The 26,980-nt window shown below is 66.2% G+C and carries 22 protein-coding genes; 15 read left to right on the forward strand and 7 right to left on the reverse strand.

The genetic code is table 11. The features are described 5' to 3' along the window. The first annotated feature begins 460 nt into the window (after window positions 1-460). From ASG62_RS14765 to ASG62_RS14785, 5 genes are all read left to right on the forward strand, one after another. A complete protein-coding gene (locus ASG62_RS14765; RefSeq protein WP_056691787.1) occupies window positions 461-2,197 on the forward strand; it encodes a GumC family protein in 1,737 nt (578 codons plus the stop codon). Then, a complete protein-coding gene (locus tag ASG62_RS14770; RefSeq protein ID WP_056691790.1) occupies window positions 2,194-3,135 on the forward strand; it encodes a glycosyltransferase family 2 protein in 942 nt (313 codons plus the stop codon). Before ASG62_RS14765 ends, ASG62_RS14770 begins: the two co-directional genes overlap by 4 nt. Window positions 3,136-3,359: 224 nt before the next feature. Further along, the gene (locus ASG62_RS14775; protein WP_056691793.1) at window positions 3,360-4,826 is read left to right on the forward strand and encodes a hypothetical protein; all 1,467 of its coding nucleotides are present in this window, start codon (window positions 3,360-3,362) and stop codon (window positions 4,824-4,826) included. 183 nt (window positions 4,827-5,009) lie between these two features. After that, window positions 5,010-6,278 carry a hypothetical protein gene (locus ASG62_RS14780; RefSeq protein WP_056691796.1) on the forward strand — a complete coding sequence of 423 codons (1,269 nt, stop codon included), beginning with the start codon at window positions 5,010-5,012 and terminating at the stop codon, window positions 6,276-6,278. Between the two features lie 754 nt (window positions 6,279-7,032). Next, window positions 7,033-7,710 carry a sugar transferase gene (locus ASG62_RS14785; RefSeq protein ID WP_056691799.1) on the forward strand — a complete coding sequence of 226 codons (678 nt, stop codon included), beginning with the start codon at window positions 7,033-7,035 and terminating at the stop codon, window positions 7,708-7,710. Between the two features lie 1,119 nt (window positions 7,711-8,829). On the opposite strand, the gene rfbC is transcribed toward ASG62_RS14785, so the two are convergent. From rfbC to ASG62_RS14805, 4 genes are read right to left on the reverse strand one after another with little or no spacing between them, the layout of a single operon-like run. Next, the gene (gene rfbC, locus ASG62_RS14790) at window positions 8,830-9,378 is read right to left on the reverse strand and encodes a dTDP-4-dehydrorhamnose 3,5-epimerase (RefSeq protein WP_056691803.1); all 549 of its coding nucleotides are present in this window, start codon (window positions 9,376-9,378) and stop codon (window positions 8,830-8,832) included. After that, a complete protein-coding gene (locus tag ASG62_RS14795) occupies window positions 9,375-10,709 on the reverse strand; it encodes an NAD(P)H-dependent oxidoreductase (protein ID WP_056691805.1) in 1,335 nt (444 codons plus the stop codon). Before ASG62_RS14795 ends, rfbC begins: the two co-directional genes overlap by 4 nt. Window positions 10,710-10,716: 7 nt before the next feature. Then, window positions 10,717-11,490, reverse strand: coding sequence for a glucose-1-phosphate cytidylyltransferase (gene rfbF / locus ASG62_RS14800; RefSeq protein ID WP_056691808.1), 774 nt, complete (start codon window positions 11,488-11,490; stop codon window positions 10,717-10,719). Further along, window positions 11,487-12,539: an NAD-dependent epimerase/dehydratase family protein gene (locus ASG62_RS14805; RefSeq protein WP_056691811.1), complete on the reverse strand. Its 1,053-nt coding sequence runs from the start codon at window positions 12,537-12,539 to the stop codon at window positions 11,487-11,489. The genes rfbF and ASG62_RS14805 overlap by 4 nt, the downstream gene beginning before the upstream one ends. A 604-nt stretch (window positions 12,540-13,143) precedes the next feature. On the opposite strand from ASG62_RS14805, the gene epsC reads away from it, so the two are divergent. Further along, window positions 13,144-14,118: a serine O-acetyltransferase EpsC gene (gene epsC, locus ASG62_RS14810; RefSeq protein ID WP_082537046.1), complete on the forward strand. Its 975-nt coding sequence runs from the start codon at window positions 13,144-13,146 to the stop codon at window positions 14,116-14,118. A 163-nt stretch (window positions 14,119-14,281) separates the two neighbouring features. Here epsC and ASG62_RS14815 read toward each other — a convergent pair whose 3' ends face one another. From ASG62_RS14815 to ASG62_RS26520, 3 genes are all read right to left on the reverse strand, one after another. Continuing rightward, window positions 14,282-15,988, reverse strand: a complete 1,707-nt coding sequence (locus ASG62_RS14815; RefSeq protein WP_244487504.1) for a cysteine desulfurase — start codon at window positions 15,986-15,988, stop codon at window positions 14,282-14,284. Window positions 15,989-16,103: 115 nt separating this feature from the next. Continuing rightward, window positions 16,104-17,510 carry a family 2B encapsulin nanocompartment shell protein gene (locus tag ASG62_RS14820; RefSeq protein WP_056692212.1) on the reverse strand — a complete coding sequence of 469 codons (1,407 nt, stop codon included), beginning with the start codon at window positions 17,508-17,510 and terminating at the stop codon, window positions 16,104-16,106. A 294-nt stretch (window positions 17,511-17,804) separates the two neighbouring features. Further along, entirely contained in the window at window positions 17,805-17,984 is a 180-nt protein-coding gene (locus tag ASG62_RS26520; RefSeq protein WP_156382158.1) for a hypothetical protein, read from the reverse strand. Between ASG62_RS26520 and ASG62_RS14825 the strand changes: the two genes are divergently transcribed. The 9 genes from ASG62_RS14825 to ASG62_RS14865 all read left to right on the forward strand — a co-directional run bounded on the left by ASG62_RS14825 (window position 17,983) and on the right by ASG62_RS14865 (window position 26,936). Beyond that, on the forward strand, window positions 17,983-18,819 hold the full coding sequence (locus ASG62_RS14825) for a MetQ/NlpA family ABC transporter substrate-binding protein (protein WP_056691814.1): 837 nt from the start codon (window positions 17,983-17,985) through the stop codon (window positions 18,817-18,819). The two genes, ASG62_RS26520 and ASG62_RS14825, sit on opposite strands and share 2 nt — an antisense overlap. 106 nt (window positions 18,820-18,925) lie before the next feature. Then, a complete protein-coding gene (locus ASG62_RS14830; protein ID WP_056691817.1) occupies window positions 18,926-20,014 on the forward strand; it encodes a methionine ABC transporter ATP-binding protein in 1,089 nt (362 codons plus the stop codon). Beyond that, window positions 19,995-20,669, forward strand: coding sequence for a methionine ABC transporter permease (locus ASG62_RS14835; RefSeq protein WP_056691820.1), 675 nt, complete (start codon window positions 19,995-19,997; stop codon window positions 20,667-20,669). The genes ASG62_RS14830 and ASG62_RS14835 overlap by 20 nt, the downstream gene beginning before the upstream one ends. A gap of 306 nt (window positions 20,670-20,975) precedes the next feature. Then, entirely contained in the window at window positions 20,976-21,938 is a 963-nt protein-coding gene (locus ASG62_RS14840; RefSeq protein ID WP_156382159.1) for a sulfonate ABC transporter substrate-binding protein, read from the forward strand. A 75-nt stretch (window positions 21,939-22,013) separates the two neighbouring features. Next, a complete protein-coding gene (locus ASG62_RS14845) occupies window positions 22,014-22,634 on the forward strand; it encodes a flavin reductase family protein (RefSeq protein WP_244487505.1) in 621 nt (206 codons plus the stop codon). Continuing rightward, entirely contained in the window at window positions 22,631-23,392 is a 762-nt protein-coding gene (locus tag ASG62_RS14850; RefSeq protein ID WP_056691824.1) for an ABC transporter permease subunit, read from the forward strand. Before ASG62_RS14845 ends, ASG62_RS14850 begins: the two co-directional genes overlap by 4 nt. A 58-nt stretch (window positions 23,393-23,450) precedes the next feature. Next, window positions 23,451-24,269: an ATP-binding cassette domain-containing protein gene (locus ASG62_RS14855; protein ID WP_056691825.1), complete on the forward strand. Its 819-nt coding sequence runs from the start codon at window positions 23,451-23,453 to the stop codon at window positions 24,267-24,269. A gap of 31 nt (window positions 24,270-24,300) precedes the next feature. Further along, a complete protein-coding gene (gene ssuD / locus ASG62_RS14860) occupies window positions 24,301-25,473 on the forward strand; it encodes an FMNH2-dependent alkanesulfonate monooxygenase (RefSeq protein WP_056691833.1) in 1,173 nt (390 codons plus the stop codon). After that, entirely contained in the window at window positions 25,470-26,936 is a 1,467-nt protein-coding gene (locus tag ASG62_RS14865) for an FAD/NAD(P)-binding protein (protein WP_056691835.1), read from the forward strand. Before ssuD ends, ASG62_RS14865 begins: the two co-directional genes overlap by 4 nt. The last annotated feature ends 44 nt before the right edge of the window (window positions 26,937-26,980 follow it).

A 26,980-nucleotide genomic window follows, 5' to 3' on the forward strand; every position in this document is an offset into this window, starting at 1 on the left:
CCGGAGCCGGCTGACGAACTTTCCGCAGTGCGGCATGGCAAGTCGATCGGCCGGTCTCCGTCGCAAATCGGGTTCTCGGCGTCTGCACCTTCCGCAGGCGACGGCGAATAGACACAAGTTGTATTTTAAGAGAATGAGACTTTATCTGTCGGCGTCATGTGCCGCGGCGCCCGATCGACGCGGAACGCGACGGGACGACTGCAATTCAGCCTCTATTGCGCCATAGAGCGCCGCAGCCGCCTCGTCGTTGCCTGATGATCTTTCTATCGCGGGCCGGCCGGGTCCGCGGACATAGTGGCAGAAGCTGCGGAACGCAGTCTGCAGTTGCGTTGGATTACTTGCAATCTCGCCGATCGTGATGCAGTGTGAAGATGACTGTCTGATAGCTGGGGGGGCTTACAGCAGTTCGACCGGCCCTCGGACGGACGGTCAGTCTCAAAGGCTCGAAATGACGAATCAGATGGTCTACAGGTCCCCCGCAATCGCGCTTCCGCCATCGGCCGGTGCGCCCGATGCCTCTCCGGTGTCGATGCAGAGCGTGCTCCTGTTCCTGCGCATGCGCTGGGTGACGATCCTTTCGACCATCGGCGTCTTCTTCGGTCTGGCCTTCTTCTACGTCGTGCTGGCCGTCCCGACCTATTCCACCTCCTCTCTCCTGCTTCTCGCCCGGCAGACATCCGGCACCGACGCGCAGGCGCTCGAAGTTCAGGCGAGCTTCATCGAGGGCCAGCTGGAAATCGCCAATTCGAACGACGTTCTGGCCGCCGTCGTGTCGCGGCCCGAGATCGCGTCCGGCCCCGATTTCGAGCAAGCGACCCCGTCGGTCTTCGCCCGCCTGCGCGGCGTCATCGCCTCCTCCTCCGATCCGGTCGCGGAGCAGCCGACCGTCACCCCCTCGGAAGAAGAGGTGCGCATCAACCAGCTGATCGAATCGCTGCGCGGTCAGGTCACGATGCGACAGGTCGGCCAGTCCGCCGTCATCGAGATCGCGGCCTCCTCGGTCGATCCCCGTTCGGCGGTCGATATCGCGAACGCGATCGCGACCGAGTACATCGCGCGGAACATCGCGATGAAGTCGTCGGGTGCCAGAACCTACAGCGAGTGGCTGGGGCGTCTCGTCACCGAACAGCAGCGCGAGCTCGTCACCTCCGCCAACGCCCTGTCGCAGTTCCGCTCGGAGGGCGATCCGCGCGACCAGTTCAAGCTGATCGAGCTTCAGAGCGTCGCCGACGCGCGCAAGACGCTCTACGAGAACACGCTGACGCGCTACACCGAGGCCAAGCAGCAGATCACCTACCCGGTATCCGACGCCACGGTCGTCTCGAAGGCGGGCCTGCCGTTGACGAAGGCCCACCCGCGCCGCGGACTCATCCTGGCCTTCTCGCTGATGGTCGGCCTTCTCGTCGGCCTGATGCTGGCCCTGGCGCGGCACGCGACGGATCGGCGCGTCATGCGGCCGGAGCGTCTGGCGATCGAGGCCGGGCTTCCCTTCGTCGCCCCGCTTACCTCCCTGAAGTCGCGCATGGGCGGCCGCAAGACGCCGATCTCGCTCTTCGCGAAGGAGCAGCAGGGCTCCTCCTCGGGCCTGAATCTCGCCCGCGACATTTCCGAACTCGGCGCGAGCCTCTCCGTGATCCGGCGTCTCAAGCATTCCCCGGTGATCGGCGTCGTCGGCACCGAGCCGAATGTCGGCGCCTCCACGACCGTCTTCGGGCTCGCGCGCGAGTGGTCCGACATGGGCATTCGCGTGCTCCTCATCGATGCCTCCACGGATGCGACGCTCAGCCAGTTTCTCGCCCCGGACGCGAAGTTCGGCATTTCCAACGTCTTGGAGAATGCCCGGCTCTTCGACGCCGCCATGGTCCGGCTGACGCCGACCCTCGCCTTCCTGCCGATCGGAACCGGCTCGGTCGCGACGCCCGCCTCCCGCATCAGCTCGCAGCGCACCGATCTCAGCCTCAAGGACCTGAAGGACAAGTTCGACGCGATCTTCGTCGACCTTCCGGCTTCCTCCATCTCGGCGGATGCCCGCTCCATCGCGTCGAGCCTCGATGGCCTCGTCGTCGTCGCCCGTTACCGACAGACCTCGGTCGACAAGATCCTCGAAACCGTCCGGCGGTTGCGCGATGCCGGCGGCGATGTCCTCGGTGGCGTCGTCAACTTCTCGAATGCGCCTTCGTCATCGAGTCCGGTATGACAGCCCACTCCAGGATCACGCCCGACCTTGCCGGCAGCGCCATCCGCAAGCGGGTGGTGATCGGCATCGCTTCGGCCGGACGGCCCGCGATCCTCGCGGAGACGGTCCGGCATATCGCGACGACGCTCCATCCGCCTGCGGATGAGATTCTGGTCTGCACCCCGACGGCGGAAGACGCGCTTCATCTTCCCGAGCTCGCCCATCTTAGGGTCGTCGTCGGCCAGCGCGGCCTCTGCGTTCAGCGCAATGCCCTACTCGACGCGGCCGAGACGGCCGATCTCATCATCTTCTTCGACGACGACTTCTTTCCCGCCGCCGACTTCGTCGAGCGGACGCTCACGCTGTTCGACCGGCGGCCGGATGTCGCCATCGCGACCGGCAACGTCGTTCTCGACGGCATTCACGGGGCGGGCGTGAGCTTCGGCGAGGCGCGGGAGACGCTGGCGCGAACGCCAGCCCAGGCTCATTCCGTTGCCGACACCTACAATGCCTATGGCTGCAACATGGTCGTCAGGATGGATCTCGTGCGCGAGCACGGGCTTCGCTTCGACGAGAGGCTGCCGCTCTACGGCTGGCTGGAAGACCTGGACTTCAGCCGACGCATCGCGGCCTACGGTCGTTCGGTCCGCTGCACCGACATGGTCGGCGTCCATCTCGGCGTGAAGTCGGGCCGACAGCCCGGCCTGAGGCTGGGCTATTCGCAGATCGCCAACCCCTGGTACATGCTGGGCAAGCGGACGATGTCCGGTTCGCGCGTCACGCTGCAGATCGCCCGGCATCTTCTGGCGAACGCCGCCGGCGTGCTTCGGCGCGACGCGACGATCGACCGGTGGGGCCGTCTCAAGGGCAATCTCCGGGCGATCGGCGACATCCTTCTGAGACGCTGCTCGCCGGAGCGAATCCTGTCCTTCGACGCTCAGCGCAAGCCGGCCTCCTGAGGCCTGTCGGGGCCCGACGGGCGCGAGTTTTCGTCGGGCCGCCGGTTCGCTCGATCCGGTCGACATCGCCGCGACGGAGGCGACGATCGCCGGCGGAGAAGGGCTGCGGTGCTCCGCGTCGGCCGATCCGACGCGCCTTCGATTTACGCTTCACGCGTCTCGCGGACGCGGTGCCTCAGGAAAATGCGGATGCTCCCGGCGCTTTCAAATGGCAGTTTGATCCCATGATCCTTGAGCCGATTGGCATCGCAACGATCGTCGTCGGCATCCTGACGCTGATCTACGGAATCGGCTTCGGACTCACCGTGATGTTCTGCACGCTCGCCGTCGGATCGGCAGCGGCGATCAATCTGACGGCGGTCGGCAATTCCAGCATCCAGCCGAGCCACCTCCTCGTCCTCTTCATCACGGCCGCAGCGCTTCTGAAGCCGCGCGTGTTCCAGGCCGCCCTGGTCAGCCTGAAATATCCGGGCCCCGGCTTCTGGTTCGCGGGCTTCGTTCTCTACGGCGTCTTCACCAGCTACTTCCTGCCCCGGATCTTCGTCGGCGAGACGCTGGTCTATTCGGCGGCCCGCAACGCCGCCGGCGCCGCGTCGATCGTGACCGGCCCGCTGCAGCCTGCGACCACCAACATCACGCAAACCGTCTATCTGATGGGAAGCCTCTGCTGCTACGCTCTGGTGTCGGGCTACGCCTCGCTCGGGCGCGTGAACTTCCTGGCAAAAGCGCTCTGCGGCGCAGCGCTGACCTGCCTCTTGCTGGCGCTTTTCGACGTCGCGACCTTCGCGACCGACACGCAGTATCTGATGGAATTCCTGCGAAACGCGAATTACTCGATCATGATCGAGGCCGAGATCGGCGGATTGAAGCGGATCGTCGGCGCTTTCCCGGAGGCCAGTTCCTACGGCGCCTGCGCGGTCTCGCTCTTCGCCTTCGTCATCATCATGAAGATCGAGCGGTTTCGCTTTCCCGGGCTTGGCCTCATCACCCTGGCGCTCGGCGTCACTGTGATCTTCAGCACGGCGACGACGGCCTATGTGGCGATGCTCGTCCCGATCTTCTGCACCTTCGCCTTCTGCATCGTCTGCATCGTCAAACAGAAGGCGACGTTCAACCACGTCTCCTTTCTCGTCTTCGGCCTCCTCGTCGTTCCGCCGCTGACGCTCGGCCTCATGCTGATCCCCTCGGTCTGGGAAACGGTGACGACGCTCGTGGAGACGACGCTCGCCAACAAGCTGGCCACCGATTCCGGCATCGAGCGGATGGCCTGGAACAAGGCGGCGCTGATCTCCTTCCTGGACACGTACGGCTTCGGCGCGGGCCTCGGGAGCGTGCGCACGTCGAGCTTCCTGACGGCGCTTCTCTCCAATGTCGGCATCGTCGGAACGCTGCTCTTCGGCTGCTTCAGCTTCAGCCTCGTGCGGACGGTTCTCTTCCAGGGCAGAGGCACGCGCATGGAGCGCTCGATCGGCATGGCGGCGCTCTTCGCGGCTCTGACGCAGGCGGCCGCCTCGGTGATCTCCGGGACAGTGGTGGATCTCGGCCTCTTGTTCAGCGCCACGGCCGGCCTCGCCGCCGGCTCCGCGGCCATGGCGCAGCGGTCCCTGCCGCAGTCGGACCCCGCCGAGACCGCGCCCGTCGCCGTCCCGCAGCCCCTGGCGCCGTCTCTGCAATGGAGCGCTTCGTCCTGAAGACGCAAGATCGTCGCAACGGCCCGTCCGGCTGCCGCAACGAGGAAAACCTTCGAGGATACCGCGGCGGGCGAAATGCTCCGGCCGCCAACCATCCTCGGCCTTGCAGACGGCCCGGTCGCGACCAGATGCCATCGAGGCCAAGCGCGACCCGGCTTCGCCCCTGCCTGTCAAGGATTTGCGATGAAGCTCCGTTCCGCCTGCCTCGCATCCCTTCTGGTCCTCGGCGCCGTCCTACCGGCGGCGGCGCAGGCGGATCTCGCCTGCGAAGCGGCGGCGCCTGCCGATGCGCTGCTTTCGTCCTTCGGCATGAACACGCACATGCAGCAGGGCTGGCAGTATAGCGACGCGCGGAAGACCGTCGCGGTGCTCAAAGACCTCGGCATCACGCAGGTTCGGGAAGCCTTCGTGGGCCTCGGCCATGAAGGCCTCGAATACGCGGCCCAGCAGGGCATCCGCTTCCTCTACTTCATCCCCGGCGGGGATATCGGCGAGCAACTGGCCGGGCTGGAAGCCTGGGAGAAGCGCTATCCCGGCTCGATCCTCGCGATCGAAGGGCCGAACGAGGTCAACAACTGGCCGATCGCCCATCGCGGCCTCACCGGCATCCCGGCGGCTCAGGCGTTTCAGAAGGAGCTCTACGAAGGGGTCCATGCCAGCGAGGTGCTGCGCAGCATTCCGGTCCTCGCTCTGACGTCCTGGCCGGTCTTCATCAACCACAGCGATATCGGCAATGTGCACGCCTATTCGCGCGATGGCGGCTTCATGAGTTCCAGGATCGTCGCCGCCATCCTGGACGAGCAGACGCTCAATCCGCCGGCCAAGACGATCTGGATGACGGAGGCCGGCTATCACACGCATCTCGGCGAGGATTACGACGAAGGCGTCTCGGAAGCGCTGCAGGCGAAGATGGCGACGACCATGTTCCTCAGCGCCTTCGCCCGCGGCCTCCCCAAGACCTTCTATTATCAGCTCGCCAATCAATATACCGACCCGAACGACCAACAGGCCTATTTCGGCCTGGTGGACCAGAGCTGGGCGCCGAAGCCGGCCTTTACGGCGCTGAAGTCGATGATCGCCATTGTGCGGGATGCAGCCGGGTCGCAGGCCGCCACCGCCGCCTCGCTTCGCTACGCACTGGACGGACTGCCGGAGACGGCGCAGCACAAGGCCTTTCGCACGAGCGCGGGCGAGTGGCTGATCGCCGTCTGGAACGAGCCGGAGGACATCTGGGACAGGGCCGGCAATATCGAACTGCCCGTTCCGAGCGCCGACGTCACGCTACGGCTGGGCGAGCCCGCCTCGGACATGGCGCTCTACGACCCGCTGGTCGGCACCTCGGCGGTCCGGACGGTGCGCGATGCTCCGCAGCTCTCGTTCCCCCTCTCCAGTTCTCCCCTCTTCATCCGCATCAAACCCATGCCCCGAGCCACGCCCGCTTCGGATTGCTGACGGCAGGTTCGGCTTCGACCGAGTGCGGGTCAAGACGCAAGATCCTGTCGGAACATCCGCGACGGGGGTCCGCTCCATGCGCCCTGACAGACCGCGCCCATCGCGCCCTCCGCGCGATGTGACAACCTAGAATGATTCGAATCGGGGCCATTGCCCCGGTCGCTTGCATCCCGCGAACACGTTCCCGGCATGAGACGGTCCCCGACGCGCCCGCGCCGAGCTGTGCCAGCTTCAGCGGTCGGCAAAACAAATAAACCCTTCAAGCGACTGGAAAACTCTCTTCCCCACGCGACGAAACCGGTCGGAGCGCGTTCGCACTCGGTCGGGCCGATTGAACGAATATCATCGCCAATAGTTACCGAGAGCCTCTTTTGCCGCAGTGCAAAATATCTTAAATTGGAAATGGCATGCATAAGAATAGGCAGGCTGACCTACTAAATAATAATACAGCAATACCAATGCCGGATATCGGCCTATGCATGTTTTAAAGCTGGCAAATCGAAATAACTGCCGAGTTTACCGGCGAACGTCTTCAAGAGAACTGGCGGAACTTGCTGCACCATTGTGGTATCGCCTGCTCGATATGTTTTCCCATTTTGAGACATTCATGAAATCGGAGCATCGTTCACTTTGCCGCGATCGTCATTGTTATGCTTTGAAATGAAAAAAATCCAAAACGATGCCCGAAGCGTCTTGCATCGTGTAACCGTATAGAGCATCAGTAACCTAAGATTAACCTATAGGGATCAGCGCAATGGACGCGTCACCTAATTCGCAAGCAGCGGAATTGAGCGATGCACCTCTCAAGTCCATCACGCGCAACGGCGATACTTTTAAGAGAATTTTCGATATCGTCGCAGCAGCCGGTATCATCATTTTCATAAGCCCGATCTACATCATGATCGCCCTGCTGGTAAAACTGACCGATCCCGGTCCGGTTTTTTACTCGCATCGCCGTATCGGTCGCGACGGCAAGTCATTCGGTTGCTTGAAATTCCGGACGATGGTTTCGAACGGTGACAAGGTTCTGGCGGATTACTTCCTCAACAATCCAGAGGCGGCAGCCGAATGGAATACGATGCGGAAGCTGCGACATGATCCTCGCGTAACGGCAATCGGACGCATTCTTCGCAAGTTTAGCCTTGATGAGATCCCGCAGTTGCTCAATGTGCTGCGCGGCGAAATGAGCTTGGTCGGCCCTCGTCCCGTCATGGCCGACGAACTTGTTCACTACGGACTCAACAAGCACCTCTATTTCCGCGTCCGTCCGGGCCTCACCGGCCTGTGGCAGATCAGCGGGCGCAGCGATCTCTCCTACGAGAAGCGCGTCGAGCTCGATTGCCAGTATGTCGAGAACTGGCATTTCGGTCACGATCTGGTGATCATGGCGAGGACGATCCCGGTCGTCTGCTCGACCAAGGGCAGTTGCTGATCGGAAGATCGACGCTCTGGTTTCAAGCCTCGAACGGCTCATCGCGCGGTTGAAACGCCCGGCATCCTTGCGATTGTGGGCGTTTTTCGCGTCGTGTGTTGGACGAGATGGCGAAACGCCAGCTTTTCGGGTCATGGTTCGGCATAGGTGATCTCTATCGAGGCACCTCGTGGCGGGCGGCTGGCCGCCCCCCCATCGCCGCCGCTTTCCCCTACCCTCGGGCGACAGCTCGCTGCGCAGAGGGCGGATCGTCCCGACACCGGGAAGTCGGGTGCAACAGGCATCTACGTTCGCCCGAGATCGTCCAGGCACATGCCTGACGCTCGAAGTCGGAGGTCGCAGGGCGTCGATCGGCGGGCTGTTTCACCGTCCGCGTCGCATTCGCTTCGGTCTCTGGGAGAGCGCGCTCTGGCGACGTTCCGGTAGGGGATCGGGTTGGCGAAAACTCACCGCCCCCGATCCCCGTCGTTTCAGATGTAGATCACCAGCAAGACGATCAGCAGCCAAAACACGGCTGCCGCCCAAAGGCTGATGACGACTCCACGGAAAGGCCCGCGCAAACTAAGCGGCACCACGACAACGGTACATGAGATGTCCCTTCTCCTCCGGCCCGCCGCGACGGTAGGGGCGCATGCTTAACGAAACATGATGCGCCTGCGGCTCGGAGTGGGAATAAGTCGCGGCTCTGCGGCGCCGCTAACGGGAACCCGAAACGTTCGACCGGGACGGAATTCCAGGGCTCGCAATGCACCGGCGCGGGGTCAAGCGCCCTTGTACGGCTCAGCCAGTCCGGCTTTCCGCGGGTTTGCGACCAATCCGCGCAGCCGGACATCGGCTCGATGAGAATTCAGGCGAAGCCTGAGTCCGATCACGCGGGCCTAGCGTGCATGTCACGCTCTCGCCGGCCGTCGGAACGGCCTAGATAGGTCGGGCGGGTCGGCCTTCAAACGGGACGGTGTCGAACTTCAGATCGTGTCGATCGCCATCGCCTGAGGTGCCCGTGTCGAAACGACCGGGCTCGTCGTCGCGTGCTGCTTGCCTCGAGCGGGTCGACCTTGCCATCGACAACCGGCCATCGAGGGCCGGGCAGATCGCCCGGCCGCCAATGCCCCGATCAGATCACAGGTCGGGATAGGTCTCGGGCGTCACGAGGGCCCACTTGGCATCCTTTTCGGAGATCACGCTCACCGGCAGAGGCCATTCTATGCCGAAGAGCGGATCGTCGAACCGCACGCCGCCCTCGCTGGCCGGCGTATAGGGCGAGGAGACGAGGTAGCTGACCTCGACGTCGTCTGTCAGCGTCTGGAAGCCGTGGGCGAAGCCCTTCGGCACATAGAGGAGGCGCCGGTTCTCGGCGGAGAGCTCGAAGCCTTGATGGCGCAGGAAGGTCGGCGAGCTCCGGCGCAGGTCGATGATGACGTCGAGGATTGCCCCCCGCAGACAGCGCAGGAGCTTCACTTCGCCATGCGGCGGCCGCTGGAAATGCATGCCGCGCACGGTTCCCTTTTCGGCGGAAACCGAAGCGTTCTGCTGGACGAAGATGGTCTCGAGGCCTTGCTTGCCGAACTCGTCGGCGCAGAAGGTGCGGCCGAACCAGCCGCGTTCGTCGCCCCGCGGCTCGATGTCGATCAGCCGCGCATCCTTCAGGTCCGTCTCGTGGAAGATCATGCGGCCTGTCCCGTCTTGCCCTGTGCCGAGAAAAGCTGGCGCTGCTCGGCATACAAACGATCGACGATCCGCCCGTCCGGCAGATCGACATCGGAAAATCGGATCGGCTGATCCTTGGCGACCGCGTGCTTCAGCGACGCGCCCAGCGCGAGGCCGAGCGGCAGGAGGTCCTCCCGATCGACGGCGTCGCTGTTCTCGGCCACGCCATAGGCCTCGTATCCGCCGAACTCCTGGATGATCTCGCCGGGCGCCAGATCCTTCTTGGCGACGGAGATCACGCCGACCTTCGGCGCTCCCGCAGGCGCCAGGACCGCGTCGCCGAACAGGGCCGCGCGCGCGATCGAGGTCGGAACCTCGAAATGGCAGAGGTGGTAGGGCGTCGAGAAGCAGTAGTAGGGGCCGGTGCCGAGCTTGTAGAGGTTCAGGAAGTGCTGCTGGGCGGGATCGTCATGCGTGCCGAGCACGAAGACGCCGGGTCCGGGCCGCGCGCCGACCACGTAGTCGACGAGCCCGATGCTGCTTTTGTCGAGCGCTTCGGTGAAAGCCGAGACCGTCGACTCCAACGGAACCAGCGGCGCGGTCGGATCGCCGCCCGACACGTCCGGTCCGAGCATGCCCCGGCGCGCCACGCCGAAGCCGGTGCCGTTCGCGACGATCGCCTGCTCGTAGGAAATCTTGGTGCCGTCGGCGAAGGAGGCGACCATGGCCGGCTTCTGGCCCCACTTCTCCGCGAAGGCCCGCTGGGTGGTCGGGTTGCGATAGGGATCGTGCAGGCCTTTGATGTTGCCGCAGAGAACGGGCTTCACGCCGAGGCCGGCGACGAAGCGGTAGAGGTTCATCTGCACGCCCGGCTGGTCGCCGTCGGCGAAGGTGTAGATGACGTTCGCCGCGTCCGCCTTGGCCTTCAGGATCGGGCCGACCGTGCCGTCCACTTCGGCATTCATCTGAACGACGTGCTTGCCGGCCTCGATCGCGGCCAGGATGATCTGCGCCGCGTATTCGATCGAGCCGGTCACCTCGACCACCACGTCCACGCCATCGGCCTGGACCAGCGAAACGGCGTCTTCCGTGGCGACGGGCCGGCCCGACGCGATGGCGGCCTCGATGGCGACGCGCCCTTCCACGGTCACCGGCTCGATCCCGAGTTCGGTGAAGGCGCGCTGCGCGGGCCCGGCATGGCGGTTGGCGACGCCGACCACGCGCATGCCCTTTGTGGACCGCACGATCTGGCGCACGATGCCCTTGCCCTGGAAACCGGCGCCGACCAGCGCCACGCGGATGGGTTTGCCTTCGGCCTCGCGCCGGGCGAGAGCGGTGTCGACGAGGATCATGGTCTTCTCAGCCCCAGACTTTCCACGGAGCGCCCTTGGCCCAGAGCTCTTCCAAGACATGGCGGTCGCGCAGCGAATCCATGCTCTGCCAGAAGCCGGTATGGGCATAGCTGGCCAGCTTGCCGCGCTCGATCAGCCGATCCATCGGCTCGGCTTCGAGAACGGTCTGATCATCGTCGATGAGGTCGATCATCTCGGGCTCGCAGACGAAGAAGCCGCCGTTGATCAGGCCGCCGTCCGACGCGCCCTTCTCGCGAAAGCCCTGGACGAGATTGTTGTCCTCGCTGAGACGCAGCGCGCCGTAGCGGCCGGGCTGGGACACGGCCGTGAGGGTGCACCAGGCCTTGGCCGCGCGGTGGGTCTCGATCAGGGCGGGGATGTCGACATTGCTCACGCCGTCGCCATAGGTCAGGCAGAAGGTCTCGTCGCCGAGCAGATGCCGGGCGCGGCGCAGGCGGCCGCCCGTCATGCTGTTGATGCCGGTATCGACGACCGTGACGCGCCAGTCCTCGTTGACCATGCTGGCCCATTCGACGCCGCCCGACTTCAGGTCGATCGTGAAGTCGGATTCGTTGGCGCGGTAGTTCAGGAAGTAGTCGCGGATGTACTCGACCTTGTATCCGCCGAGCACGACGAAATCCCGCAAGCCGTAATGGGCGTAGAACTTCATGATGTGCCAGATGATGGGGCGGCCGCCGACCTCCACCATGGGTTTGGGCCGAACGGAGGTTTCCTCGCTCAGCCTCGTGCCGAAGCCGCCCGCCAGCAACGCGACCTTCATGCCTCCGCTCCCTGCCACTTGAGCGACTGGGTCAGCCGGCCGGCGGCGATGTGCCCCTCGAGAACCTTCAGGCGCATCATGCCCGACTGCCGGAACTGCGCGTCGGCAAAGCCCATGGACTTCAGCCCGGTGACGAGCCGCGCGATGGAATCGTCGAGCGACAGGCGCGGCTGGTGATCCGGGGCCAGTTCCGCATAGCGGCTGAAGTCCACCTTGTAGGACCGGCTGTCGACGGCGGCGCTGTGATTGATGGAAACGCGCGTGCCCGGCACGTGCCGGACCACGGCCTCGGCCAGATCCCGCACCTGATAATTGGCCTTGTCGGTGCCGGCATTGACCACGAGATAGGTGCCGCCGTTATCGGCCTTCCGCCCAACGGCCCAGGAGATGGCGAGCGCCATGTCGTTGGTGTCGATCAGCGGACGCCAGGGCGTGCCGTCGCTGAGAACGGTGATCTCGCCCGAGCTCAGCGCGCAGGCCACGAAGTCGTTGAGGACGAGGTCGAGGCGAAGGCGCGGGGACATGCCGCAGGCGGTGGCGAAGCGCAGGCAGGTCGTCACCATCGAGCCGCCGACCTCGGCCAGCGCCTTCTCAGTGCCGACCTTGGATTTGGCATAGGCCGTCATGGGGTTCAGCGGGTCGCTCTCGACGCGGGCCTCGCCGCCGGCGACGCCGTAGACGCTGCAGCTGGAGGCGAAGACGAAGTTCTTGACGCCGGCCGCCGCCGCCGCCCGGGCGATCGTGACCGAGGCATCCTCGTTGATGTCGTGGGTCACCTGCTCGAACCGGCTGCCCATCGGATCGTTCGACACCGCGGCCAGATGGACGACGGCGTCGCACCCTTGCAGAAGCTCGACCGGCAGGCTGCGCACGTCGCCGAAGAGCTGCTCGTCCAGCGGACGCTCGGGAACATGATCGGCCGCCGTCAGGCAATGCGCAAAGAACGCAGAGTCGTAACCGATGATCGTCGCGGCCGGATAGGCCTTCCGCAGTCGATCCACGACCGCAGGACCGACATATCCCATATTGCCTGTGATGAGAATTTTCATGATTGCCCCGACCCCAACACCGATTCTCCGAATTCAGCGGAAGCTACCAAACAGCCGAATGCCTGTCTTGCGAACAGTCTGTAGATAGTTACTTCGCTCGAACTGCCGCTGGGACAGAATATGAGCCTGCCCTCCACCAGCCCTCGCGGGCCCGGTCGAAGCGGATCGTATCGCCAACACGAGCGCAAATGAAACGGTTCGAATCGATGTCGACCGACTTCCGCACCGCAAAATCCGGTCGATCCGATCGATCTGGCTTGCAACCGTCCACACGGGATGCCGCGTCGCACGGCGGGGTGCCGGAGGTGAAACGCAAAACCATTCTAAAAAGCCCGGCGGAAAAGAATGCGGCTATATATCTACCGGTCTTATAGATCGATAAAGATGATGGTCCGAGCGTCGCACCGGGACATCACACGAGCGGCGGAGACGAGCAGGGCCTGACAGGCGATGCGGACGGAGCCCGCCGGGATCGCCTCGCGGCAAGCGGCGGCACCGATCGCAACCTTTCGAGGGATCGCTCGATTCAACGATCGCCGGCACGGCTCATCAGCTGAGCCGACATGCAGCATTCTTCGACCGACGCCTCGAACGGCAGGATGACATGGTCCATCTCGAACAGCAGCGACACGACGCCGATGAACCGGCCGGGAACATCGCCGAGCCCATCCTGTCGCCTGTTCCGGCGGCGTGGGACCTGAAGGATATCGTCGACGAACTCCGGCTCTCGCGCGACGTCACCCATAATGTGCGCCATCTCGGGCGGCTTCGCCCGCCGCCGCTGCGCCGGGCGATCGACGAGGCCCTGACCGATTTCTCCGCGGCCCTCTTTCCCGCCCATTACGGGCCGCCCGGCCTGACGCCCGCCAGCATCGACGCCTATGTCGGCGAGACGCTCGATCGCGGCCTCACCACCCTGCGCGAACAGGTCCGGCGCACCCTGCCCTTTTCCAGTGCCGAGGATATCGAGGACGACGATCTGCTGCGGCAGTCCGGCGAGATCACGCGCCTCTTCGCGGCGCAGCTGCCGGACATTCGCGGCCTTCTCGTCAGCGATCTGCGCGCCGCCTATGCCGGCGATCCCGCCGGAACCGGCTATTCGGAAATCCTGCTCGTCTATCCCGGCATCACCGCCATCATCCACCACCGGCTCGCGCATGCGCTTCTGCGGCTGGGCGCGACCTTCCTCGCCCGGATGATCTCGGACATCGCACGGTCGAAGACCGGCATCGACATTCATCCCGGTGCTGAGATCGGCCCGAGCTTCTTCATCGACCATGGAACGGGCGTCGTGATCGGGGAAACCGCGATCGTCGGCGCCCGCGTGCGGCTCTACCAAGCGGTCACGCTCGGCGCGCGCAGCTTCCCGGCCGACGAGACGGGCGTTCTGGTCAAGGGCCACCCGCGGCACCCGATCATCGAGGACGATGTCGTCATCTATGCCGGCGCGACGGTGCTCGGCCGCATCACCGTCGGCAAGGGCTCCAGCATCGGCGGGAGCGTGTGGCTGACGCGCAGCGTTCCGCCGGGCAGCCAGATCAGCCAGGCGCAGACCCGCAGCGGCGCACCGGACGGCTGACCGGCGACTCCGTCCCTGCGAGAAAACGCATATCTCGGTCTTCGACTCCTGCCCCGCGTCCCTTGGGACGCGGGGCATTTCACTGTCCGTAGGGGATCGTCGCGACGCAAAGAGCCCCGCCGTCTCGGACGGCGGGGCTCTTTCTTAGCGAAGTCCGATGCTTTCAGTGTCTCGGGAGACGCTCGAGTCCGTGGATCAGCGTGTCCACGTCCTCCTTCGTGTTGTAGAAGGCGAGCGAGGCGCGCACCGTCTGTTCCACGCCGAAGTGGCGCAAAGCCGGCTGGGCGCAGTGATGGCCCGAGCGCGTCGCGATCCCGTGCCGGTCGAGATGGCGCGAGACCTGCTCGGGCTCGAAACCGTCGACGACGAAGGAGAGCACGCTCGCCTTCACCGGCGCCGTCCCGATGAGCTTCAGCCCCTTCACCTCGCCCAGCCGCTCCGTCGCGTAGTCGAGCAGGGCATGCTCGTAGGCCGCGATGGCGGGAAGGCCGATGCGCCCGAGATAGTCCACCGCAGCGCCGAGGCCGACGGCCCCGGCGATGTCCGGCGTGCCCGCCTCGAACTTTTCGGGCAGACCCTGGTAGATCGTCTTCTCGAACGTGACGTCCCGGATCATGTGCCCGCCGCCCTGCCATGGCGGCATGGCGTCGAGATGGCGCTCCTTGCCGTAGAGGATGCCGATGCCGGTCGGGCCGAAGATCTTGTGGCCGGACAGGACGAGGAAGTCGGCATCGAGCGCCTGTACGTCGATCGGAATGTGCGGCGAGGACTGAGCCGCATCGACGAGAACCGGCACGCCGTGCGCATGCGCGATCTGGATGATCCACTCGACCGGGACGACCGTGCCGAGCGCGTTCGCCACATGGGTGACGGACACGAACTTGGTGCGGGGGCCGAGAAGGGCGGCGAAACGGTCGAGCCGAAGCTCGCCGCGCTCGTCGACCGGGGCGACCTTGAGGACCGCGCCCGTGCGCTGGGCGAGCAGCTGCCAGGGCACGATATTGGCGTGGTGCTCGATATGCGTGATGACGATCTCGTCGCCCGGCCCGATATTGGCGCCGCCATAGCTGTTGGCGACGAGGTTGATCGCCTCGGTCGTGCCGCGCAGGAACACGATCTCCTTGGAGGAGGCCGCGCCGATGAAGTCGCGCAGCTTGTCGCGCGCTCCCTCGAAAAGATCCGTGGAGCGCGCGGCCAGCGTGTGGGCCGCCCGATGAATGTTCGAATTGTGCCGGGAGTAGAACTCCGACGTCGCATCGATCACGCTTTGCGGCTTGTGCGTCGTCGCCGCATTGTCCAGCCAGACCAGCGGCTTGCCGTTGACCGACTGATGCAGGGCCGGGAAGTCGCGCCTAACGGCATGGACGTCGAAGCCTGCCGGGATCGGCGCGCCGCCCGTCAGCGGACGAGGGTCCGCCTGACTAGCGACGCTCGCCGGGGAAGCCGGCAGCGGCGCGAAAGCGGGTGTCGGCGCGACGCTCGCGATGTCCGAGCGCGTCGTCGCGGCGGGAACGCCCGCCGCCTTGGGTCCGCGCAGGTAGTAGTAGTCCTGCGAGGAATCATGCCGGCCATGATGCAGGTTGATCGGCGAGACACCCGACGAAGGAGCGGCGTCGAGCGCCGCCCCTTCCGTCTCGCGTGGACTACCGCCCGTCAAAAAACCCAGCGACGGCGCCTCGAAGTTCGAAGGCGGCGCGCGTCTGGCCTGCCCGGCCTGGACCGGGGCGCTGGCCGATGGCGGGCTGTGAACCGCCGGCGAGGCCGACGGTTCGTAGCGATCGAGGCGCAGGGGTGCGCGGCTTGCCGGCGATGCGGCGCTCGGCGCGGAAGGCTCGTCGCGGAAGAACTCCCGGACGAGGTCCACGATCAAGCCCGTCGGCGGCTCGTTCGCCGGCGCCGCCACCGGCGGCGAGAGAGCCGGCAGTGATGGGGCCGCCAGTGATGGGGCCGGCAATGATGGGAAAGGACGGCCGAAGCCGCGAGGATCAGGCGCTGTAGTCATGGTAACGCTCGATCAGAACGTTATCGAGACGGGCGATGGCATCGTCGATGAGGACGGCCGTCGAGAAGTAGCGCGTGACGAGGTGCGAGGAGATCGAGTGCTCGTTCGTGCCCATGTAGCGCACGGAAAGACCCGGCTCGACCTCGCCCGTGACGCCGGCCTTCTGCAGCCCGACGACGCCCTGCTCGTCCTGCCCGACGCGCAGGAGGAGGATGCTGGTCGTCGCCGGCGTGCCGTCCGCGCCGCCCGTGATCGGGATCTTGTTGGAGGGCACCAGCGGTACGCCGCGCCAGGTGATAAAGGGCGAGCCGAAAAGGTGGACGACGACCGGCGGCACGCCGCGGCGCGTGGCCTCACGCCCGAAGGCCGCAATCGCCAGGGGATGGGCGATGAAGAAGGCGGGCTTCTTCCAGACCTTGGTCAGAAGCTCGTCGAGATCGTCCGGGGTCGGCGGACCCGAACGGGTCGGGACGCGCTGGCTGGGCACGACCTCGTGCAGAAGGCCGAAGTCGGGATTGTTGAGCAGCTCCCATTCCTCGCGCTCCTTTACAACCTCGATCGTGACGCGCACCTGCTCGCGCAGTTGATCCAGTTCGTTCGAATAGAGATCGGTGATGCGGGTGTGGGTCTGGAGCACGGTCTGGATCGTGCTGAGATGGTATTCGCGCGAGTTCTCGGCGAAGTCGACGAAGGTCGTCGGCAGCTGCGGCTCGCCGCTATGGCCGGCCAGGAGCGCGACGCGCGTCTCGCCGTAGTCGTTGACGCCTTCGAGACGGCTCGTGTGGGCGGCGATCGAATTGGCGATCGAGTCGCGAAGGCCGGCGATGCCGTCGATCGCGGCGGAGGACAGAATCAGAAGCGTCACGTCCGTCAGCGGGGAGATCGTGGGGCGGCCGCTCGCCTTGCCCGACAGGACGTCCTCGCCGAAGAAGCCGCCCTGGCCGATCAGGCCCTTGCGCAGGCGGGTGCCGTGCGGGCCGTCCGCCGTCAGAGCGACCGTGCCGCTGGCGACGACGATGAGCCCGTCGCCATCCTTGCCGGAGAGGGCTTCGCCCGATTTCAGCTTGCGGCTCTCGAAGCCGTCGGCGACCTGCGCCAGCAGGGCATCGTCGAGGGCGCTGAAGGCGGCCAGACCCTTCAGGCTATCGGGACGGACAGAGACCTTCTCGCCTTCGCCGGACAGCTCGACATGCCGGACGTTGATCGGGAAGGCCAGCCGACGGTTGACGCGGTAGACGCCTCCGGCCACCTCGACCCAGGGCAGGAGCTTGTGGAGCCAACGCGGCGTGCTCTCTGCATTCTGTATCGGCGTGACGGTCGCCGTGGAGAGATTGCGGGCGGTTTCGGCGCTCACGCTCAAGCGGGGAAGAGCCGGGCTCGATGCGACCATGAAGATCAGTCCTTGCTGCAGGCCCATGAGGATGGGCGTTTGGGAAGCCCTGCCACTCTACGGAGCACGTGCCCGGCCGGAAGAAATTATCTACCAATTTTGTAGCCGTAAACGACGCATCCTTTGCTGGCAAAATACCCCTTTCACGATTACGTGACAGCAACAAGTCTTCCATGTTCGTTTTCAGTAGATCGACATTTTCGAAGCAGACGTCCGCAAAGTTTACCTTAGTACGACTTTCACGCGATGAAATTTTCTTCCGAAGAACTTGTCCCTCCAAACACTCGATGCCGATCAGAAGCCGGAGACGATATTCCTGTCATTGGTGCGGACGTAGACGTTTGTTCCGCTTTGCGATGCGAAAATCGATCCTTCGATCTGTCCATAGGATGGATCGATATTATCCTGGTGCGAATGCAAGCCGCAAAAACTGAAACCTGCGGCCGGACGCTTCGTCAGCAAGGATTTCGCCATGTCCCGGACCACCCTCTCCCTCCGCTCGACCTCCCGTCGCACGCTGCTCGCCATGATGGCCGCGGTCTCCGCTTTCGGCCTGACGATGGCGTCCGGCGCTGCGCAGGCCGAGGAGAAGACGGTCAAGGTCGGCATCATCAGCGGCGAGGACGAGGACGTCTGGAAGGTCGTGACCGCCGAGGCGGCGAAGAGCGGGCTCGCGATCGAGACCGTCGTCTTCAACGACTACACCCAGCCGAACGAAGCGCTAGAACGCGGCGACATCGACGCCAACGCCTTCCAGCACAAGCCCTATCTCGACGCGCAGATCCAGAGCCAGGGCTATAAGATCGTCCCGGCCGGTTATACAGCCGTCTGGCCGATCGGCCTCTATTCCCGCAAGGTCGACTCCGTCGCCGCCCTCGGCGAAGGATCGGTCGTCGGCGTTCCCAACGATCCGTCCAACGAGGGCCGCGCGTTGAAGCTTCTGGAAGCCCAGGGGCTGATCAAGCTGAAGGACGGCACCGGAATCCTCGCCACCCCCGCCGATATCGCGGAGAACACCAGGAAGATCGAGATCAAGGAGCTCGACGCCGGCATCATCGGCCGCTCGGTCGACGATCTCGACGCGGCCGTCGTCAACACGGACTGGGCCCTAAAGAGCGGTCTCAAGGCAGACGAGGACCGCATCGCGCAGGAAGCCGTCGCCGACAATCCCTACCGCAACTTCATCGCCGTGCGCACAGGCGAGGAGAACGAGCCCTGGGTGAAGAGCCTTGTCGCGGCCTATCAGAATCCGGTCGTGAAGGCCGAGTTCGAGCGCGTCTACAAGGGCACCGGCATCCCGGCCTACTGATCGCGAAACGTTCGACGCTTTCTCCGACGAGGCGGCCCGGTTCCCATCGGGCCGCCTTGGCATTTCGAGCACCGGACGCTCGACCCGAAAACGGATACGCTCTGTCATGAACCAAATTCCCACCCCGTCCGAGTTCGGCGGACGCGCGGCTGCCGAGCCGGACGATCTCGTCGTTCGCCTGTCCGGCGTCTCCCGCCGCTTCGGCGCCGTGCAGGCGCTGGACGGCATCTCGCTCGACGTCAGGCGCGGCGAGATCGTCGGCATCATCGGCCGGAGCGGCGCCGGAAAATCGACGCTGATCCGCTGTCTCAACGGGCTGGAACGCCCCGACGCCGGGCGTGTCGAAATCGAGGGCGTCGAGATCTCGCGCCTCGGCGAACGGGCGCTCCAGCCGCTTCGGCGGCGCGTCGGCATGGTGTTCCAGCACTTCAACCTTCTTTCGGCGAAGACGGTCGAGGAGAATGTCGCGCTTCCCCTCAAGATCGAAGGCCTCGGCTCGGCGGAGCGCCGGCGCCGCGCGGCCGAACTGCTCGATCTCGTCGGCCTCACGGAAAAGGCGAGGTCCTATCCGTCCGAGCTTTCGGGCGGCCAGAAGCAGCGCGTCGGCATCGCCCGCGCGCTCGCCGCGCGTCCGGCGCTCCTCCTCTGCGACGAAGCGACTTCGGCGCTCGACCCCGAGACGACGCGCTCGATCCTGGCGCTCCTGAAGGAGATCAACGCGCGTCTCGGCCTCACCATTCTCCTCATCACGCACGAGATGGAGGTCGTGCGCTCGATCGCCGACCGCGTGGCGGTGATCGACCGGGGCCGCATCGTAGAGGAAGGCCCGGTCTGGCAGGTCTTCGCGGCGCCGGAGGCGCCGACGACGCGCAGCCTTCTCGGCGGCCTGCGTCCGGGCCTCCCCGCCCATATCGCGGAGAAGCTCGACGCGGGACCGGGCGGGCTCACCGTGCTGCGCATCGATGCCACGGGACCGGCGGCACGCCTGCCCTTTCTGGAGAGGCTCGGGAGCGCCTCGAACGGCGCGGCGCGGCTTCTTCACGGCGGCATCGACCATAGCGGGGACCAGCCGGTCGCAACGCTCTTCGTCGGTCTCTCCCCGTCCGGGCCCGATCCGCTCGAAACCGCCCTCTCCTCCCTGCGCGCCTCCGGCGCGATCGTCGAAGTGCTTGGCCATGTCCCGAACGATGTTTGACCTCTTCCTGACCTCGGTCTGGGAAACCGTCCTGATGACGCTCGCCTCGGGCGTGATCTCGCTCGCCGCCGGTCTGCCTCTCGGCCTTGCCCTGGTGGCGACGAGCCCCGGCAGCTTTGCCGAGAACCGATGGGTCAACGGCATTCTCGGTGCGCTGGTCAACGCCTTCCGCTCGGTGCCCTTCATCATCCTCCTCGTCGCCCTCATTCCGCTGACGCGCCTCATCGTCGGCACCTCGATCGGCACCTATGCCGCCATCGTGCCGCTCTCGATCGCAGCCACGCCCTATTTCGCGCGGATCGCGGAGGTCTCGCTGCGCGAGGTCGATCACGGGCTGATCGAGGCCGTGCGCTCGATGGGCGGCAGCCGCTGGCATCTGGTGCGCGAGGTGCTCGTGCCCGAAGCCCTGCCGGGTCTCGTCTCCGGCTTCACCGTCACACTGGTGACGCTCGTCGGCGCCTCGGCCATGGCGGGCGCGATCGGCGCGGGCGGGCTCGGCGATCTCGCCATCCGCTACGGCTACCAGCGCTTCGAAACCGGCATCATGGTCGCGGTCGTCGCCATCCTCATCGTGCTCGTGTGCGGCCTCCAGTGGATCGGCGACCGCATCACCGCCCGCCTCGACCACCGCACGCCGCGGGGCGAGGTCGGCTGAAAGGCGGCGCCGCCATTTGATGAAGGGATCGCCGCGCCGCGGATTTGCCGTGCAGGCGCGGGGGAATCATCGCGAGAGGCCGTTCCCGTTTCCAACGACTGCGGCATCGTCCGCGGCCCTTCGCGTCACGCCGCCGCCCATAGCGGGGCGAACGTTCCTCGTCGCGTCGAAAAAGGACGCGGAGAAAAACGAACGTTCTCCGAAACCGGCATCGGTAGAACGATCATTCCTTTAACATCCACACCATCCATAGACTAATACGCGGTGAGCGCCAGATGGGCGGAGACGGTGTCGAGAGGAATGCGGATGACGCGGCAGGGATTCATCAGGAAGGGGCTGGCGCTGGCCCTCGTGCTGGCCTCGAGCACAGTGCTCGGCTGGGGCGGACAGGCCTTCGCAGCCGACAAGGTGCTGCACATCGGCTACCAAAAATACGGCACGCTCGTCCTCCTGAAGGCTCGCGGCACGCTGGAGGCGAAGCTCGAGCCGCTCGGCTACGACGTCGAATGGGCGGAGTTTCCGGGCGGACCGCAGCTTCTGGAGGCGCTGAACGTCGGCGCCGTCGATTTCGGAACGACCGGCGAGACGCCGCCGATCTTCGCGCAGGCCGCGGGCGCTCCCCTCGTCTACATCGCGCACGAGCCGGCCGCTCCGAAGGGCGAGGCGATCCTCGTGCAGAAGGACAGCGCGATCCAGTCGGTCGCCGACCTCAAGGGCAAGAAGGTCGCGCTGAACAAGGGCTCGAACGTCCACTTCCTTCTCGTGAAAGCGCTCGAGGAAGCGGGTCTCGCCTATAGCGATATCCAGCCCGTGTTTCTCGCCCCCGCCGACGGGCGCGCGGCCTTCGAGAGCGGCGCCGTCGACGCCTGGGTGATCTGGGACCCGTTCCAGGCGGCGGCGGAAGCCGCGACCGGGGCACGCACGCTGCGCAACGGCGAAGGCATCGTGCCGAACCACCAGTTCTATCTCGGCACCAAGAGCTTCGTCGCAGAGGACAAGGCCGTGGTCGACACGCTCCTCGCCTCGATCGCCGAGACCGACGACTGGCTGAAGGCGAACGGGCAGGACGCCGCGGACGAGCTGGCGCCTTCGGTCGGCATTCCCGCCGACATTCTGAAGGTCGCGATCGACCGGCAGGGCTACGGCGTGAAGCCGCTCGACGAGGCCGTCATCCGCCAGCAGCAGGAGATTGCCGACACGTTCAATGCGCTCGGCCTCATTCCGAAGAAGATCGACATTTCCGAGGCGCTCTACCGCCCCGGTTCCTGACAAAGCCTTCCCGTGCCGGCCGAAGGAGCCGGCGCCCGTCCCGACGTGAACTCTTCTCCGACCCCAGGTGCAACGATGATTGAAGTTCTCGCCTTTCTCGAACACTGGCGCCCCTCGCAGTCCGACGGGCATGCCGATGGAGTTCCGATGTCCTCCCGAACGACCCCGCGTCTCATCCAGCCGCCCGCCTCGCCCCGCCAGGAGCTGGGTCTGAAGGGCGCCATGCGCCATCTCGTCGGCGCGGTCTCCGTGGTGACCGCCGGGGTCGGCGACGATCGGACGGGCGCGACCGTGACCTCCGCGCACTCGCTTTCGATGGAGCCCGAGACGATGCTCGTCTCGATCAACCTCTCCTCCTCGACCTGGCCGGTGATCGAACGCCACGGCCATTTCTGCGTCAACATCCTTGCCGCCGACCAGATCGAGATCGCGGACCGCTTCGCCGGGCGCGGCGGCCTCAAGGGCGTCGATCGCTATCAGGGGGCGGAGTGGACGACGCTCGTGACGGGCGCGCAGGCGCTGCACGGCGCTCTGGCATCGGTCGATTGCGACGTCGAGCATATCGTGCGGCGGCACAGCCATGCGCTGATCTTCGGCGCCGTGCGGGCCGTGCGCACCGCGCCGGGCGACGCGCTCGTCTACAGCCACGGCCGGTACGGCACGCTGCCGCTGCCGGAGGCGGCGGTCGCGCAATGAGCCGGCTGCGGAGCTACGTCCTGCCGCTGGCGATTCCGCTGCTGGTGCTTGCCATCTGGCAGACGGCGAGTGCCTCGGGCTTCGTGCCGAAGAACGTCCTGCCCGCGCCGAGCGCCGTCGCGAGCGCCTTCTTCACCATGGCCGGCAACGGCCAGCTCGGGCAGAACCTCTGGGTCAGCGTGCAGCGGGCACTGGCGGGCTTTCTCGTCGGCGGCGGCATCGGCTTTGCGCTCGGGCTCGCCAACGGCCTGTCGCGCACCTCCGAGACGCTGCTCGACACCAGCGTCCAGATGGTTCGCAACGTGCCGCATCTGGCACTGATCCCGCTCGTCATCGTCTGGTTCGGCATCGGCGAGGAGGCCAAGCTCTTCCTGGTCGCGCTCGGCGTGTTCTTCCCGATCTACATCAACACGTTCCACGGCATCCGCTCGGTCGATCCGCAGCTGATCGAGATGGCGCGGGTCTACGGCGTCGGGCCGGGCGAGCTGTTTTCGCGCGTGATCCTGCCGGGAGCCCTGCCCTCGATCCTCGTCGGCGTGCGCTTCGCGCTCGGCATCATGTGGCTGACGCTGATCGTCGCCGAGACGATCTCGGCCTCCTCCGGCCTCGGCTACATGGCCATGCAGGCGCGCGAGTTCATGCAGCTCGACGTCGTGATGCTGGCGATCCTGATCTACGCGCTCCTCGGCAAGCTCGCCGATACGATCGTGCGCATCACGGAACGCGCCGCGCTCTCCTGGAACCCCGCCTACCGCTGACGCCCACTCCCCGCCGGCCCCCGCTCGCCGCCGAGCCAACGAGACCGAAGGACACGACATGGACGCCGTACTCGCCCCGCCGAAGATCCGCTTCGAACGCGCCGACACCGAAACCTCGCGCTCCGCTGCGCCCGTGCGCAAGGGCGGTGCGCCCGTCAAGGTGGAGGGCCTCGGCAAGCGGTACGGAAGCAAGACCGTCCTTGGCGGGATCGATCTCGAGATCCGCCCGGGCGAGTTCCTGGCGATCGTCGGCCGCTCGGGCTGTGGCAAGTCTACCCTTCTGCGCCTCCTGATGGGGCTGGAGGCACCCAGCGAGGGGCGGATCGAGATCGGCGCCAGGGGCGGCGGCGCTTCGGACGCGTCCTCGCGCTTCCTCTTCCAGGAGCCGCGCCTCCTGCCCTGGCAGCGGATCGTCGACAATGTCGCGATCGGTGCGGACAAGGCGCTTTCCCGGTCCGAGCGGCGCGCGCTCGCTTCGGCCGCCCTTGAGGAGGTCGGGCTCGCCGAGCGGGCGGGCGAGTGGCCGTCGGTTCTCTCCGGGGGACAACGCCAGCGCGTCGCGCTGGCCCGCGCGCTCGTCAGCCGACCGACATTCCTAGCGCTCGACGAGCCGCTCGGCGCGCTCGACGCCCTGACGCGCATCGACATGCAGCGCTTTCTGGAGCGCGTCTGGCGCGACCAGGGCTTCACGGCCGTTCTCGTGACCCACGACGTCTCGGAGGCCGTGACGCTCGCAGACCGCATCATCCTCATCGAGGACGGCGGGATCGGCCTCGACATCCGCGTGCCCCTGGAGCGGCCCCGCCGTCGCGGCACGCCGGAATTTGGCGCGATCGAGGCGGAAATCCTCGGGCGCCTGCTCGATCGGCGGCCCTGAAACCTTTCAAAGTCACGCAAGGAGGTCTTCGATGACCATCGACATCCCCGATACGATCAACGCCCTCTGGTTCCTGCCGACCCATGGCGACAGCCGCTATCTCGGCACCAGCGAAGGCGGCCGCTCGGTCGACCTGCCCTATCTGAAACAGGTCGCCCAGGCCGCGGATTCGCTCGGCTATTACGGCGTGCTCCTGCCGACCGGGCGATCCTGCGAGGATAGCTGGGTCGTCGCCTCCGCCCTCGTCCCGCTGACGGAGCGCCTGCGCTTCCTCGTCGCGGTGCGCCCCGGCCTGCAGTCGCCGACGCTCGCCGCGCGCATGACGGCAACGCTGGACCGCATCTCGAACGGGCGGCTTCTCATCAACGTCGTGACCGGCGGCGATCCCGTCGAGAACAAGGGCGACGGCATCTTCCTCTCGCATTCCGAGCGCTACGAGGTGACGCGCGAGTTCCTGGAAATCTACAGGGCGGTGCTGGCCGGCGAGACCGTCGCCTATCAGGGCAAGCATTTCCAGATCGAGGACGGGCGCCTTCTCTTCCCGCCCGTGCAGACGCCCCATCCCCCGCTCTATTTCGGTGGATCCTCGGAGGCGGCGAACCAGGTCGCGGCCGAGCAGGTGGACAAGTATCTGACCTGGGGCGAGCCCCCGGCGCAGGTGGCCGAGAAGCTGAACGTCATCCGCGATCTTGCGGACAAGGCGGGACGCAAGGTCTCCTTCGGCATCCGCCTCCACGTCATCGTGCGCGAGACGACGGCGAAGGCCTGGGAAGCCGCAGAGGACCTGATCAGCCGCCTCGACGACACCACGATCGCGGAAGCGCAGAAGGTCTTCGCGCGCATGGATTCGGTCGGCCAGTCTCGGATGAGCGCGCTGCATGGCGGGCGCCGCGACAAGCTGGAGATCAGCCCGAACCTCTGGGCCGGCGTCGGCCTGGTGCGCGGCGGCGCGGGAACGGCGCTCGTCGGCGACGGGGCGACGGTCGCCGAGCGGATCGACGAGTATCGCCGCATCGGCATCGACAGCTTCATCCTCTCGGGCTACCCTCATCTGGAAGAGGCTTATCGTTTCGGCGAGCTCGTCCTGCCGCATCTGCCGCTGGGCCACCCGCTTCCCTCGAAGGCCGCCAACGTCAACACCGGCCCCTTCGGCGAGTCGATCGCCGGGGACCGCCGGCCGGAGCTGAAGGTCTCTCAGTCTTGACGCCATCCGCCGTTCGCGTTCCCGCCGAGCCGACGATCCTCATCGTCGGCGGCGGCTACAGCGGCGCGGCGGTGGCCTTCCATCTGGCGCGGCGGAGCGATCCGGTCGCGCACATCGTCGTCGTGGAGCCGCGCGAGCGGCTCGGCGGCGGCCTCGCCTATTCGAGCCCCGACCCGAGCCACCGCGTCAACGTGCCGGCGCGTCGGATGAGCCTTTCGACCGAGGAGCCCGACGGATTCAGCCGCTGGCTGGACGAGACGCAGGCGGCGGCCGCGGATGGCGAGGCGCTCGCGCTCGGCGGCGAGCTTTTCCCGCAGCGCTCCGTCTTCGGGCGCTACGTCGAAAGCCGGGTCGCGCCCTTCGTGCGCGCTGGCCGCATCGAGCAGATCCGCGCCCGGGCCGTCGCCGCGCGGCGCGAAGGCGCCCGCTATCGCGTCGAACTCGACGACGGGCGCGTGCTCGTCGCCGACGCTCTGGTCCTCGCGGCGACCCACCCGCCTCCGTCGATCCCCGGCCCCTTGCGCGCCATCGCGGACCGTCCGGGCTTCTACGCCAATCCCTACGATACGGATCGTCTGGACGAGATCGCCCCGCAGGATCGCGTCCTTGTGGTCGGCACGGGTCTCACCATGGCGGACACGGTCGCTTCGCTCGATCGACGCGGCCATCGCGGCCCGATCCTCGCGCTCTCGCGGCATGGCTGGCGCTCGCGCGGCCATCCCGCGCGGCCGGTCGAGGCCTTCGGCGATTTCAGCTCGAAGCCCGCGGGGACCGTCGGCGAACTCTTCCGCCGGGTGCGGGCGGAACTGGCCTCGGCAGCAAGCGACGGCCTGCCCTGGCAGGCCGTCTTCGACGCCTTGCGCCAGCAGGGTCCGGCCATCTGGTCGGCGCTTCCGGCCCCCGAGCGCGCGCGGCTCCTCCGCCATGGTCGCACGCTCTGGGACGTCCACCGCTTTCGCATCGCGCCGCAGGTGGAAGCCGTGCTCGACCGAAGCATCGCGGAGGGCACGCTTGCCGTGATCGCGGCCTCGCTGCGATCGAGCGCCGCCGAGGAGGACGGCGCTCTCTCCGTGACGCTTCGCCGGCGCCACCAGTCGGTCGAAGAAACGCGAACCTTCGACCGGATCGTCGTCACGACCGGTCCCGGCCATGGCGACGTGACGCGCACCGATCCGCTTCTCGCCTCCCTCGTCGCCGAGGGCGAGATCGGCCCGGACAGGCTCGGCCTCGGCATCCACACCTCGCGGGAGAGCCGCGCCATCGGCTCCGACGACCGGGCTCGCCCATCGCTCTTCGTTGCAGGCCCTCTCGGGCGGGCGACCTTCGGCGAGTTGATGGGGCTCCCGGAGGTGACGGCCTCCGCCGAGCGGGTAGCGGACGGGGTCGCGCGCTTCATCGAAGACGAGCGGACCGTAGAGGCCCAGACGATCGTGGCCGACGAAACGTTTCTCCCAGCGCACTGAAGCGAGCGAGATAGCCCGGCAGCCTTACGTCGGGCTTCGGGTGC

The sequence above is a fragment of the Aureimonas sp. Leaf427 genome (assembly GCF_001425485.1).
Lineage (GTDB): Bacteria > Pseudomonadota > Alphaproteobacteria > Rhizobiales > Rhizobiaceae > Plantimonas.